Source organism: Streptomyces xanthii, from assembly GCF_014621695.1.
Classification (GTDB): Bacteria; Actinomycetota; Actinomycetes; order Streptomycetales; family Streptomycetaceae; genus Streptomyces; species Streptomyces xanthii.
Genome location: NZ_CP061281.1, coordinates 1,169,628 through 1,182,664, shown reverse-complemented (window position 1 = coordinate 1,182,664; position 13,037 = coordinate 1,169,628). Strand labels below are relative to the sequence as shown.

Annotated in this window: 9 protein-coding genes; 3 read left to right on the top strand and 6 right to left on the bottom strand. The window is 71.7% G+C overall.

Annotated features, from left to right (window positions below):
• Nucleotides 1-22 precede the first annotated feature (22 nt).
• The gene (locus tag IAG42_RS05610; protein WP_188335902.1) at nt 23-1,084 is read right to left on the bottom strand and encodes an ATP-dependent DNA ligase; all 1,062 of its coding nucleotides are present in this window, start codon (nt 1,082-1,084) and stop codon (nt 23-25) included.
• A 73-nt stretch (nt 1,085-1,157) separates the two neighbouring features.
• On the opposite strand from IAG42_RS05610, the gene ligD reads away from it, so the two are divergent.
• Nucleotides 1,158-2,189, top strand: coding sequence for a non-homologous end-joining DNA ligase (gene ligD / locus IAG42_RS05605; protein WP_188335901.1), 1,032 nt, complete (start codon nt 1,158-1,160; stop codon nt 2,187-2,189).
• 32 nt (nt 2,190-2,221) lie between these two features.
• Here the strand turns inward: ligD and IAG42_RS05600 are convergent, their stop codons facing one another.
• Both IAG42_RS05600 and IAG42_RS05595 read right to left on the bottom strand, forming a co-directional pair.
• Nucleotides 2,222-4,435, bottom strand: a complete 2,214-nt coding sequence (locus IAG42_RS05600) for an OmpL47-type beta-barrel domain-containing protein (protein WP_188341208.1) — start codon at nt 4,433-4,435, stop codon at nt 2,222-2,224.
• Nucleotides 4,436-4,437: 2 nt separating this feature from the next.
• Nucleotides 4,438-6,957 (bottom strand): ThuA domain-containing protein, encoded by a 2,520-nt coding sequence (locus tag IAG42_RS05595; protein ID WP_394811191.1) that lies wholly within the window; start codon nt 6,955-6,957, stop codon nt 4,438-4,440.
• 269 nt (nt 6,958-7,226) lie between these two features.
• On the opposite strand from IAG42_RS05595, the gene IAG42_RS05590 reads away from it, so the two are divergent.
• Complete coding sequence (locus tag IAG42_RS05590) at nt 7,227-8,171, top strand: multicopper oxidase domain-containing protein (protein WP_188341206.1); 945 nt, start codon at nt 7,227-7,229, stop codon at nt 8,169-8,171.
• Nucleotides 8,172-8,192: 21 nt separating this feature from the next.
• Here IAG42_RS05590 and IAG42_RS05585 read toward each other — a convergent pair whose 3' ends face one another.
• Together IAG42_RS05585 and IAG42_RS05580 are read right to left on the bottom strand one after the other, a co-directional pair.
• A complete protein-coding gene (locus IAG42_RS05585) occupies nt 8,193-9,815 on the bottom strand; it encodes an amidohydrolase (protein ID WP_188335900.1) in 1,623 nt (540 codons plus the stop codon).
• 67 nt (nt 9,816-9,882) lie between these two features.
• Nucleotides 9,883-10,512, bottom strand: a complete 630-nt coding sequence (locus IAG42_RS05580) for a TetR/AcrR family transcriptional regulator (RefSeq protein WP_188335899.1) — start codon at nt 10,510-10,512, stop codon at nt 9,883-9,885.
• Between the two features lie 79 nt (nt 10,513-10,591).
• On the opposite strand from IAG42_RS05580, the gene IAG42_RS05575 reads away from it, so the two are divergent.
• A complete protein-coding gene (locus IAG42_RS05575) occupies nt 10,592-12,031 on the top strand; it encodes a purine-cytosine permease family protein (protein ID WP_188335898.1) in 1,440 nt (479 codons plus the stop codon).
• A gap of 3 nt (nt 12,032-12,034) precedes the next feature.
• Here IAG42_RS05575 and IAG42_RS05570 read toward each other — a convergent pair whose 3' ends face one another.
• Nucleotides 12,035-12,928 carry a YncE family protein gene (locus tag IAG42_RS05570; protein WP_188335897.1) on the bottom strand — a complete coding sequence of 298 codons (894 nt, stop codon included), beginning with the start codon at nt 12,926-12,928 and terminating at the stop codon, nt 12,035-12,037.
• Nucleotides 12,929-13,037 lie beyond the last annotated feature (109 nt).

Sequence of the window (13,037 nt, the reverse complement as noted above, 5' to 3'; positions counted from 1 at the left end):
CCGGGACTGGACCACGCCGGGCTCAGCGCAGCACGTCCGCCAGGTCGAAGGACATCGGCTCGTCCAGCTGCGCGTACGTGCAGCTCTCCGGGGTGCGGTCCGGGCGCCAGCGCCGGAAGCGTGCCGTGTGCCGGAAGCGGGCCCCGTTCTCCATGTGCTCGTACGCCACCTCGGCCACCCGCTCGGGGCGCAGCGGCACCCACGACAAGTCCTTCTTGCCGGTCCAGCGGCTGGTCGCCCCCGGCATCCGGGACTTCTCCTGCGCGGCCGCGTCGGCCCACGCCGCCCACGGATGCCCGTCCGCAGCGTCCATCCGCAGCGGCTCCAGCTCCGCGATCAGCTCGGTGCGGCGCTTCATCGTGAACGCCGCGCACACCCCGACGTGCTGCAGCGTGCCCGCGTCGTCGTACAGGCCGAGCAGCAGCGAGCCGACGACCGGACCGCTCTTGTGGAAGCGGTACCCGGCGACCACGCAGTCCGCCGTCCGCTCGTGCTTGACCTTGATCATCAGCCGCTCGTCCTGCCGGTACCGCAGATCCAGCGGCTTCGCCACGACCCCGTCCAGGCCCGCGCCCTCGTACTGCTCGAACCAGCGCTGGGCCAGCTCCGCGTCCGTCGTCGCCGGCGCGAGATGCACCGGCGCGTCGGCCCCCGCGAGCGCCTCCTCCAGGCGTGCCCGGCGCTCGCTCAGCGGCGCGTCCACCAGGGACTCGTCGCCGAGCGCGAGCACGTCGAAGGCCACGAACGACGCCGGTGTGCGCTCCGCGAGCGTCCGCACCCGGGACTCGGCCGGGTGGATCCGCTCGGTCAGCGCGTCGAAGTCGAGCCTCCCGTCCCGCGCGATGACGATCTCCCCGTCGAGCACGCACCGCTCGGGCAGCCGCTCCCCGAGCGCCGCCACCAGCTCGGGAAAGTACCTGGTCAGCGACTTGGTGGTGCGGCTGGTGACCTCGATCTCGGGACCGTCGCGGAACACGATCGCGCGGAAGCCGTCCCACTTCGCCTCGTAGTGCATCCCCGCCGGGATCCGCGCGGCGGACTTCGCGAGCATCGGGCGGACCGGCGGCATGACGGGAAGATCCATGCCCCGATTCTGTCCCGTACGGGCGGAAGACGCCCGGTGTGCGGGGTTCGTCCGTTGGGCCTAGCGTGGGCGCATGGGCAGCAAGGGCACGGCGGTCGAGCTGGAGGCGGGCGGACGGACGGTGCGTCTGTCCAGCCCCGACAAGATCTACTTTCCCGACGGGGGAGCGACGGGCTACACCAAGCTGGACGTCGCCAACTACTTCCTCGCCGTCGGCGACGGCATCCTGCGCGCTCTGCGCGACCGCCCCACCACCCTGGAGCGCTACCCGGAGGGCCTGACCGGCGAGCACTTCTACCAGAAGCGCGCGGCCAAGAACATGCCCGACTGGATCCCCACCGCCACCATCACCTTCCCCTCCGGCCGCACCGCCGACGAGATGTGCCCCACCGAACAGGCCGCCGTCCTGTGGGCCGCCCAGTTCGGCACGCTCACGTTCCACCCCTGGCCCGTGCGCCGTGACCACCCCGACCACCCCGACGAACTGCGCATCGACCTCGACCCGCAGCCCGGCACCGAGTACGGCGACGCCGTGCACGCCGCCCGCGAACTGCGCGCCGTGCTCCACGACTTCGGCGGGTTGCGCGGCTGGCCCAAGACCTCCGGCGGCCGCGGCCTGCACGTGTTCGTGCCCATCGAACCGCGCTGGACCTTCGTCGAGGTGCGCCGCGCCGCCATCGCCTGCGGCCGCGAGCTGGAGCGCCGGATGCCCGACCACGTGACCACCGCCTGGTGGAAGGAGGAGCGCGGCGAGCGGATCTTCGTCGACTTCAACCAGACGGCCCGCGACCGCACGATCGCCTCCGCCTACTCGATCCGCGCCCGCCCCAACGCCCCCGTCTCCGCCCCGCTGACCTGGGACGAGGTGGGCGACGCGCTGCCCCGCGACTTCGACATCATGACCATGCCCAAGCGCTACGCCGACGTCGGTGACGTGCACGCCCGCATGGACGAGGAGCGGTACTCCCTGGAGGCCCTCCTGGAACTGGCCGACAAGGACGAGAAGGACCGCGGCCTCGGCGACCTGCCGTACCCGCCCGAGTACCCGAAGATGCCGGGCGAGCCCAAGCGCGTACAGCCGAGCCGGGCCAGACACGAGGACTGACCCGGCTCGGACTCACCCGCACGGAACGGGACTCACAGCTCCTTGATCCGGATGTCGCGGTACGAGATGACGTCCGTCGTGCTGTGCACCTGGAGCCCGAGGTAGCCGGAGGCGTAGCGCCGGCCGTCGGTGCCCGGGTCGTCCGAGCGCGGCGGCTCGAAGACCTGGCCGCCGGTGTTGTCGAACTCGTTGATCAGCACACCGTTGCGATACACCGAGTAGTGCTGGTCCACCACCTTGATCTCGTAGTCGTTCCACGTGCCCTTCTGGGTGACGCCCGCGCCCGCGAGCCCCACCCGGTCGAAGCCGTAGATCGAACCGGTCTTGTACATGTCGCCGTCCGGCCGGTCGAGCACCTGCACCTCGTGGCCGTACTTGATGGCGACCCACTCCGGGCGCGTCTCCTCGGGGTTGTCGTGCACCCACGGGAAGCGGACGAAGACCCCGCCGTTGGCGTTGCCGGTGCCCGGGGCGTCGTCGCGCCACTGGAGCTTCAGCGAGAAGTCGCCGTACTTGCGCTCCGGGAACCACAGCATGCCCATGCCCTGGACATCGGTGCGGCTGGTGATCGAGCCGTCCGCGTTGAGCGCGAACTTCCCGCCGCCGACCTGCTCCCAGCGCGCGAAGGACTCCTCGGTGCCGTCGAGGATCTTGCGGTAGCCCTCGGTCTGTCCCGGCTTGCCGATCCCGGACTGCTTCGCCGCCCGGTTGATCCGGTTGTACTCGCGCTGGTCGATGACGCCCTGCTTCAGAAGCCCGTCGGTGACCGTCTTCACGTGCTTGAGGAAGAGGGCCTGCGACGTCCACTCCTTCTCGTCCTCGATCAACTCGTTGATCCGGCACCGGTTCTCGGTGACCCGGTTCGGCACCCCCGTGTCGACCGTGCCGACGAACACCGTGGAACGCTCGTCGTACTCCGGGCAGTTCGGCGCCGGCACCCCGCCGCCCGAGGCGACCGCGAAGACGAAGGTCTGCGCCTGCGACGCGTTCCCCGCCTTGTCGCTCGCCCGGTACGCCACCGAGTGGGCGCCGACCCGGTCCACCACCACGGGCTGGGTGTAGGCGAGATAGGGGCCGCCGTCCAGCGAGTACTCGACCGTGGCGACGCCCGAGTCGTCGTCCGTCGCCGTCAGCGTCAGCTGCGCGTCGCCGATGTACGCGCCGTCCGAGTTCTTCTCGCCCGCGACCGACAGTGACACCGTCGGCGGCGTCGTGTCCTCGGCCGGAGGCTCGACGACCTCGAAGGTGACGGACTTCTCGGCAGCCTGGTTGCCGGCCCTGTCCGCCGCCCGGTAGCGCACCGTGTGCTCGCCCGGCTCGTGGACCATGACGGGCGCGGTGTACGGCTGCCAGGCGCCGTCGGCGCCGAGCGCGTACTCCACCGTGTTGACCCCGGAGCCGGTGTCCGACGCCGAGACCGTCACGGTGGCCATGCCGACGTACGCGCCGCTCGCGTCCTTCTCACCGGCGACCGTCGCCGACGTCTCCGGCGGAGTCGAGTCGTCCGTCGGCGGCGCGACCACGGTGAAGGCGAGCGACTTCTCCTCGGCCGCGTTGCCCGCCTTGTCGGTCGCCTTGTACTTCAGGGTGTGCGCGCCGACCTGGTTCACCACGACCGGCGCCGTGTACGGCGTGTACGCGCCGCCGTCGAGGGCGTACTCGATCCGGTCCACGCCCGACCCGGCGTCGGTCGCGGACACGGTCACCGACGCGGAGCCGACGAACGCGCCGTCCGCGTTCGTCTGCCCCTCCGCCTTCGCGGAGGTCTCGGGCGCGGTGGTGTCTTCACCGCCCCCGCCGTCCGTCACCACGAGGATCCCCTGCATGCCGCTGTGGCCCGGGATCGTGCAGTGGTAGCGGTAGCGCCCGGGGGAGAGCGTGACCTCGACGGAGTGCTTGCCGCCCTGGTCGTCGTTCGGGTTCGCCAGGATGTTCAGCGGGACGTCGTTGTTGTACTCGGGGTCCGAGACGTCGAAGGTCAGCGTGTGCGGCATGCCCGTCGTGTTGCCGGTCGCCGCGCTGTTCTCGAACACGATCGTCGCCTTGCCCGCGACCGCCGTCGTGGGCGCGGACCCGTACTTGGTGATGTCGTCGCCCGCAGTCCAGGTCAGCACCTGTTCGGCCGCGGCCTGCCGGGTGTCGTCCGGCCGCCCGTACGCGGTCGACGTCGTGCCGACGAGCCCGAGGCACATCAGCAGGGCGGCGAGCAGCGCCGTCCACAGTCTTCGCCTGCGCCGGTCCGTCATCGTCACTCTCCCTTCCTGGCCAGCTGATCGGCCGCCGGGGTCGCCGCGCCGCCCGTGTACGTGACCTTCCACAGCGCCGACTTGCCGTCGGAGGTGAAGAAGCCACGCCCGTAGTCGAGGACGTACAGCGCGCCGTCGGGGCCGAACTTCCAGTCCATGAGGTTCTTGATGCCGTCGTTGCCGATCGGCACGATCTTCTTCAGCGACTCGGCGTGCACCGGCACGGAGCCGTCCCCGTGCGTCCCCGGATCGGTCAGGACCGCGTGCCGCGGCTGGTCGGAGTCGTAGAAGTCACCGATGAACCACTTGCCGTCCCAGTAGCTCGGCCACTTGTCCGCGTTCGGCACCGAGGCGTCGTAGCGGTACACGGGCCCGTCCATCGCGGCCTGTCCGCCGCCCTTGAGCCACGGCAGCAGATAGGTCGCCTCCTCCTTCTTGTAGGAGGGCACGCCGTCGGCGTCGCGCGGATAGTCGGGGGCGCCGCCCTGCGGGGAGTACCAGATGTTGTTCCCGGTGACCGGCGGCAGGTTGACGAGCCCGTCGTTGTTCGGCGACTCGTTCTTCGGGTGGTCGCAGTCGTACCAGCCCAGCGGCTTCGACGGGTCGGGCAGATTGCGGTCGCGGTAGGGCTGCTTGTTGCCCATGCAGTACGGCCAGCCGCGGTTGGAGGCCTTGGTGATCACGGCGAACGTGTCGTACTTGGCCGGACCCCAGGTCGTCGACGGCTCACCGGCGTCCGGGCCGACCCAGCCCGCGTACAGGGTGTCGGTCTTCTTGTCGACCGAGATCCGCGCGGGATTCCTGACGCCCATCACATAGATCTCGCCCCGCGTCTTGCCGCCGCCCTCCGCGGTCTCCTTCCCGGTGAAGAGGTTCCCCTCGGGCAGCGTGTACGTGCCGTCGGGCTCCGGGTGGATGCGCAGGATCTTGCCGTTGAGGTTGTTGGTGTTGCCGGCGGTGCGGCGCGCGTCGGCGAACGAGACGCCCTTGTAGTTCGGCTCCGGGTTGTTGCCCGAGTAACCGCCGCTGAAGCCGGAGGAGTTGTTGTCACCCGTCGCGATGTAGAGATTGCCCTTCGAGTCCCAGGTCATCCCGCCGCCCGCGTGGCAGCAACTGTGCACCTGCACCGGCCACTTGAGCAGCACCTTCTCGCTGCTCAGGTCAAGCTTGTCCGTGGCCGGGTCGAGGGTGAAGCGCGAGACGCGCCGCTCCGCCATCTGCTTGTCGCGGTCGAGCCCCGAGTGCGGGGTGTAGTGCAGGTACACCCACCCGTTCTCCTCGAACCGCGGATCGAGCTCGATGCCGAGCAGGCCCTCCTCGACCTTGATGAGCTCGTCGCCGCCGCCCTTGTTGCCGAAGACGGTCAACTCGCCCGCGAGCGTGACCTTCTCGGTCTTCGGGTCGTAGACGTGGACCTGCCCCTTGCCCGTGCCGATGTCCGGGTCGTTCCAGTCCGTGACCACCGGCTGCGAGGAGTCCCCGCCACCGCGCCCGATGTACAGGACGCGCCCGTCGGGGGCCGTGACGAGCCCGTGCGGCTCGCCGATCTGGTCGCTCTGTCCCGGCTGGTTCGGCGCGGTCAGACGCTCGGCCTTGTAGTTGCCGTTGATCGCGGCCTTGCAGTCGGCCCGCACGATCCGCGACGTCCACAGCAGCGCGCCGCGCAGGTGGTCGCGGAAGTCCACCTCGTCGTACGAGGCGACGGTGCCGCCCATCCCGGTGTAGAAGGAGCGTCCGCCGTCGTAGTCACGGCACCAGGACACCGGATGGTCGGCGCCGTTCGCGCCCGTGCCCGGCTTGTACGTGGACTCGCGGACCCGGGCCACGGTGTGCACGTCGCCGGACGGGTTCTTCGCCCAGTTCAGCCACTGGTCGGGGCGCTTCCACTGCACCGGCAGGTCCTTCGTCGCCGGATGCTGCCGGTCGCCGACCTCGACGGTCGCGCGCTGCACGGCCGGCGGCGCGGAGGCCGCGGGGCGTGCCCCGATCAGCCCGCCGAACCAGTCGGAGTACGGCTCGGCGCGCGCCGCGTCGTGGATGCCGACGAAGCCGCCGCCCGCCTCCATGTAGCTCTCCAGGCCCGCCTCCTGGTCGGGGTCGAGGACGTCCCCGCCGCCGGTCAGGAAGACCACCGCGTTGAAGCGGCTCAGCCGGGCGGCGTCCGTGAACACCGAGGCGTCGTCGCTCGCCACCACCTTGAACCGCTGGGCGGTGGGCCCGGACAGGCCGATCCTCTCGATCGCCGCGATGCCCGCGTCGACGATCGGCGACTCGTCGCCGCCGGCCGCGGAGCCGTGGAAGACCAGCACCCGCACGTTGGCGCCGCCGGGCGGCGACTGAATGGACATCGTTGTCATACGCCCGTTCCCGGGATCCGGGTAGGCGCTGGCCGCGGGACCGCTGAGCAGTCCCGCGGCCAGTGCCGTCCCGGCGATCCCGACGGCCCAGACCCGGCCGCGTCTGCTTCTTCCGGCGCTGAACTCTCGTACGGGCAACGGCTTGTGATGCGGTAACCGCCGCATGTGCTCACCCACTCCCCATCGGACACAGCAACAGCGCCGTGAAAGCTAGACCTCTTTTCGCGGCGCGCCAATAGCTATGACCGCACTGGCGCGAACTTTGTCCTGGGTGTGGATAAACGAAGATCAGGTGGCTACGGTGCCCCACGCGACGTGAAAGCCCGTACGAGGGTGGGGAGTTGTCCGTGACGGAACGCGACGAACCGAACCGCAGCACGGCTCATCAGGAGCCCCGGGCCACCGAGGAGGACAGACGCGCGCTCAGCCGCCGGATGCTGATCGGCGGCGCGGCGGCCGCCACGGCCGGGGTGACATCGTTGTCCCTCGCGGCCGCGGCGTCACCGGCGGCCGGCGCCGACACCCCGCCGCGCACCGCGCCCGCGGGCGGCGAGGTGCGGCGGATCAAGATGTACGCCGAGAAGCTCGCGGACGGGCAGCTCGGCTACGGCTTCGAGAAGGGCAAGGCGTCGATCCCGGGCCCGCTGATCGAGCTCAACGAGGGCGACACCCTGCACATCGAGTTCGAGAACCTCACGGACACCGACGCGAGCCTGCACGTCCACGGCATGGACTACGAGATCTCCAGCGACGGCACGCGCATGAACCGCAGCCATGTCGAGCCCGGCGGCACCCGCACCTACACCTGGCGCACCCACGCCCCGGGCCGCCGCAAGGACGGCACCTGGCGCGCGGGCACGGCCGGTTACTGGCACTACCACGACCACGTCGTGGGCACGGACCATGGCACGGGCGGCATCCGCAAGGGCCTGTACGGGCCGGTGATCGTGCGCCGCAAGGGCGACGTCCTGCCCGACCCCGGCAAGACCTTCGCGATCGTCTTCAACGACATGACGATCAACAACAAGGCCGCCCACGAAGCCCCCACCTTCGAGGCGACGGTGGGCGACCGGGTCGAGATCGTGATGATCACGCACGGCGAGTACTACCACACGTTCCACCTGCACGGTCATCGCTGGGCGGACAACCGCACCGGCACGCTGACCGGCCCCGACGACCCGACGCAGGTCCTCGACAACAAGATCTGCGGCCCGGCCGACTCCTTCGGCTTCCAGTTCATCGCCGGGGAGGGCGTCGGCGCGGGCGCCTGGATGTACCACTGCCACGTCCAGAGCCACTCCGACATGGGCATGGCCGGACTGTTCCTGGTCAGGAAGGCCGACGGCTCGATCCCGGGCTACGACCCGCCGCACCACTGACGGCGGGCCCCCGCCCCGGCGTCACAGATCGGCGGCCCGGAACGTCACGCGGCCCCCGACCACCGTCAACCGCACCTGGAGGTCCGGGAGTTCCAGCGCGTCGACCGCCGTCGGATCCGCCGCGAACACCGACAGGTCGCCGCGGAAGCCGGGCGCGATCCGGCCCGTGACCCGGTCCTCCCCGGCCGCGTACGCCGCGTTCAGCGTCATCGCGCGCAGCGCCTCGGCCCCCGTCAGCGCCTGGCCGGGGCCGTGCGGGGGCTGGGTCAGGTCGTGGGTGGGGCGGCGGTGGCGGGCGCCGGCCAGGACCCCGAGCGGCGGGTACGGGGCGATCGGCCAGTCCGAGCCGAGCACCATGCGCGCCCCGGCGTCCCACAGGTCCCGGCAGCGCCAGGCCCGCCCGGCCCGCTCCTCGCCGAGCCGGCGCGACCAGTTGTCGGTGTGGTCGGCGCGCGTGAAGTCGCAGCAGTGCGTGGGCTGCATGGAGGCGACGACGTCCAGCTCGGCGAAGCGGCTCACTGTGTCGTCCGGCACCGTCTCGATGTGCTCCACCCGGTGCCGTACGCCGCCCGGCGCCTCGGCGCGCGCCTTCGCGACCGAGTCGAGCACATGACGCACGGCCGCGTCGCCGATCGCGTGGGTCGCCGTCGGCACGCCCGCCCGGTGCAGTTCGGTGACGACGTGCGTGTAGTCCGCCGGGTCGGGCCAGAACGCGTGCGTGGACTCGCCGTGGCAGTCGGGGTGCTCCAGCCACGCGGTGCCGTTGTCCACGGTGCCGTCCATGAACAGCTTCACGCCCGCGATGCGCCACAGGCCGCCCCCCGTGCCCTGGGCGTCGATCATCGAGCGGATCGTGCCGGCGTCGGCGCCGGGCTGGCAGATCGGCGCGAGCCGCAGCCGCAGCGGCAGTTCACCGGCCGCGTCGAGCTCGGCCAGGAGCGCGGTGCCCTCCGGCTCGGATTCCATCGAGTGTCCGCCGGTCAGACCGGATGCGGCCATGCCGCGGAGCACCTCGGCGAGCCTCGCGCGCTTCTCCTCGCGGCTGGGCTGCGGCGTGACCCGCAGCACCAGTTCGCACGCCGCGTCCTCGAGGAGCAGCCCAGTGGGCCGGCCGTCCGCGTCGCAGACCACCTCGGCGGCCTGGTCGAAGGTGCGGGGGCCGTCGACCCCGGCGCGTGCGAGGGCCTCGGCGCTCGCCAGCAGGGAGTGCCCGTCGAAGAGCTGGAGGAGCGCGGGCACGCCGTCCAGCACGGGGGCGAGGATGTCGGCCGTGACCGGGCGGTCGCCGAACACGTTCGGGTCCAGGCCCCAGGCGTGCAGCCAGGCGCCGGGCGCGAGCCGCCGCCGCTCCTCGTCGAGCGCCGCCCGCACCGCGTCGAGGTCCGTGCGGCGGGACAGGTCCAGGCCCCGGGTCAGTTCGGCGCCCGAAGCCGGGTGGAAGTGGCCGTCGACCAGGCCCGGGGTGACGACCGCGCCCTTGAGGTCGATCACGGTCGTGCCGGGACCGGCGAGCGAGCGGATCGCGTGGTCGTCGCCGAGCGCGCTGATCGTGCCGTCGGTGCGCACGGCGAGCGCGCTGTACGGAAGGTGGCCGCGGGCCGGGTCGAGCAGCCGGGCGGAGAGGAGGACGAGCTGCGGGTGCATGGTGCGGTGCTCCGGATCCGTGGTCGGGTGCGCCGCCCCTGCGGCGCCGTGCGGGGTGGAATTCGGGTCAGTACGGGGCCAGCGCGCCCTTGTCGAGGCCCAGTTCGTGCTCGGCCAGGGTGATCGCCATGCGGCGCACGGCCGGGGGCAGCACGTCGTGCTCGGCCCCCGCGTCCGCGCCGAGCCCGTCCAGGACGACGAGGATCATCTGGGCGGTCACCACCGGGTCGGGGGTGCGGAACGCGCCGTGCGCCACCCCGTCGGCGAGCAGCCCGGACAGCCGGTCGCGCCAGGCCGCCTCCTGCTCGGCGACGCGGGAGCTCAGCGCGGGCCGGTAGCGGCTGAGGTGCCGGGCGTTGACCCACAGCGCGCTGATGTCGTTCCACGCGGGCCCGCTGGTGTGGGCGAAGAACGCGGCGAGCCGCGCCGTGGGGTCCGTGTCCGGGGCGGCCGGAGGGATCAGCGCGTCCAGCTCGCCGCTCGCCGCGTCCCCGAACGCCTCCGCGACCAGCTCCTCCGCCGAGGGGAAGTAGTGGCTCACCAGACCGGGGCGCACGTCCAGCTCCTCGCCGATGCGGCGCAGCGTGATGCTCTCCAGACCTTCGGAAAGCGCAATCTCAGCGGCCTTCGCAACGATTTCCGCACGTCGCTCGGTCGGAGATTTTCGGATTCGTTTGCGCTCAACGCTTGACGGCATGCCGGGCACACTATTGAGTGTGCGACCAATAGGCAAGCGGTCGTGCGGCCGCCATGCACCAGGACACCGGAGGCCCTCCATGGCGTCGACGCTCCCCAAGAAGTCCCCGGAAACGGGCCGACCAACCACCCCGCCCCAGGACCGTCCCGCGGGACGCATCGAGGCCCACGGTATCGACCAGATCCCGGACTCCGAAAGGCGCGGCCGCCCCCGCGACCTGTTCGCCGTCTGGGCGGCCACGAACGTGAACTACCTCAGCCTCGTCATGGGCGGCGCACTGATCCTCATGGGGCTCACGCTCTGGCAGGCCCTCGCCGTCCTCTTCGTCGGCAACCTCTTCTGGGTCCTGACCGGTCTGCTCGCCGTGCCGGGCCCCGCCGCGGGCGCCCCCAGCGAGGTGATCACCCGCGCGCTGTTCGGCGTGATCGGCAACCGCGTGAACAACGCGGTCACCGGCTGGCTCGTCTCGGTCTGCTACTTCGCCCTGAACCTGTCCGCCGCCGCGGTCGCCGCCTTCGCCCTCGTCGAGAAGGCCGGCATCCCGGCGACCACCACCGTCAAGACGATCGTCGTGGTGGTCATCGCGGCGCTCACGCTGACCATCAGCGTCTACGGTCACGCCGTGATCATGCGGCTCTACGTCCCGATCACCCTCGTGCTCGGCGCCGCGTTCGCCGTGGTCGCCGTCGCCGTGTTCCGGCACGCCGACTACGCGTACGTGCCCGCCGAGCCGCTGCACGGCGTCGACCTGTGGGCCGTCGCCCTCGCGGGCGTCACCCTCATCGCCTCCGGCCCGCTCTCGTACACCACCAGCGCCGACTTCTCCCGCTACCTGCCGCGCACGACGTCGAAGAAGGCCGTCCTCGGGTGGACCGCGCTCGGCGGCTTCCTGCCCAGCATGATCGTCTGCTCCCTCGGTGTCTTCGGCGCGACCGTCGTCGACATGAGCGACCCGCAGAGCGGCCTGGCGAAGATCCTTCCCGGCTGGTTCACCCCGCTCTTCCTGCTGGCCCTCGTGCTCGGCACCATCTCGATCAACGCCCTGACCGCGTACAGCGCGGGCCTCGCCCTCCAGGCCGTCGGCCTGCGCATCCGCCGCACCGTCAGCGTCCTGTTCGACGGCACCGCGGCCGTCGCCCTCACCCTGTACGGCCTGCTGATCTCGAACTTCCTCGACACGGTCAGCAACGTCCTCCAGCTGACCGTCGTCCTCCTCGGCCCCAGCGTGGCCGTCTACGCGACCGACATCGTCCTGCGCCGCAACCGCTACGACGGCGCGGCCCTCGGCGACGAGTCCCGCGGCGGCCCCTACTGGTTCCGCGGCGGCGTCAACTGGTCCGGCGCCACCGCGCTGCTCCTCGGCGCCGTCACCTCCGGGCTCTGCGTCAACACCCTCTACACGGGACCGCTCGCCTCCGTCTTCGACGGTGTCGACCTCGCGCTCCCGGTCGGCATGATCGTCGCGGGCCTCGCCTACTGGCTGCTGGCCCGCAAGGGGATCCGCGCCGCGACCGCCTGATTCCTACAGCGCCGAGAGGCCGAACACCCACCACTCGGCGCACGGCGCCTCCTGCACGTAGATCCGCGGCCCCCGGGCCACCACCCGGCGGCGCCCCTTCAGCGGGGCGCCGCCGGGCCGGGTCAGCCGGCCGGTCGTGACGGGCCGGACCTCCAGCCCGACGAGATCGCAGTCGACGAGCCGGTCGTGGTCGTCCCCGTAGCCGCCGAGGAAGACGACGCGGTCGCCGTGCACGGCCAGGGCCCTGGCGGCACGGACCGGGTTCTTCCGGACGACCGAGGGACGCCCCGGACGGTTGTGCACCAGCGCGAAGTCCGTGTAGGCGCAGGACCAGGCCGTCGTCCCGACGACGTTCAGCGCGTACAGGTCCGCGATGTGCGTCGTGCCGTCGGGCGGGAGGTAGGACCACAGCGGGTCTCCGCCGCTGCTCCACCGTCGCAGCCCGGCATGGCTCAGCTCGTCGTCTGCGTAGACGCCTTCGTCGAAGTGCCCGACCCACAGATGCCCGGCCTCGTCCGCGAGCAGGTGCTCGATCGCGTCCCCCACGTGAAAGGCGCGGACGACCTCCCCGAGCGCGTCGAAGACCTGCACCTGGTCCGTGTCGGTGCGGCCGGCCCGGGCGCTCGCCACCACGAACCCGCCGTCGGGCAGCGCGTCGAACTTCGGGAAACGCGCCCCCACGCCGCGCAGAGCCGTCTCACGCGACGTGCCGTCCGGGGCGACCGAGACGACCCGCGCCTCGTACGGCGCCCGTGCGTCCCGGCCCGCGAGCAGCCAGTGCGCGTGCCCGGCCGCGTCCACCGTCGAGGCCCGCACCAGCCGCGTGCGCACGCGGGACGGTATCCGCGCGTAGGGACGCAGGGCGTGGTCCGGCGTCCGGGGCGTGATCTCCTGCATGGCGCGATCATGCGCTCCGGCCCGGCGCCGGGACAACCGCATATGTACGCCCGCCCCCGCCCGGGTGTAGACCAGCGGTGGACCAGAACGCGCCGACCAGCCGTCGAGG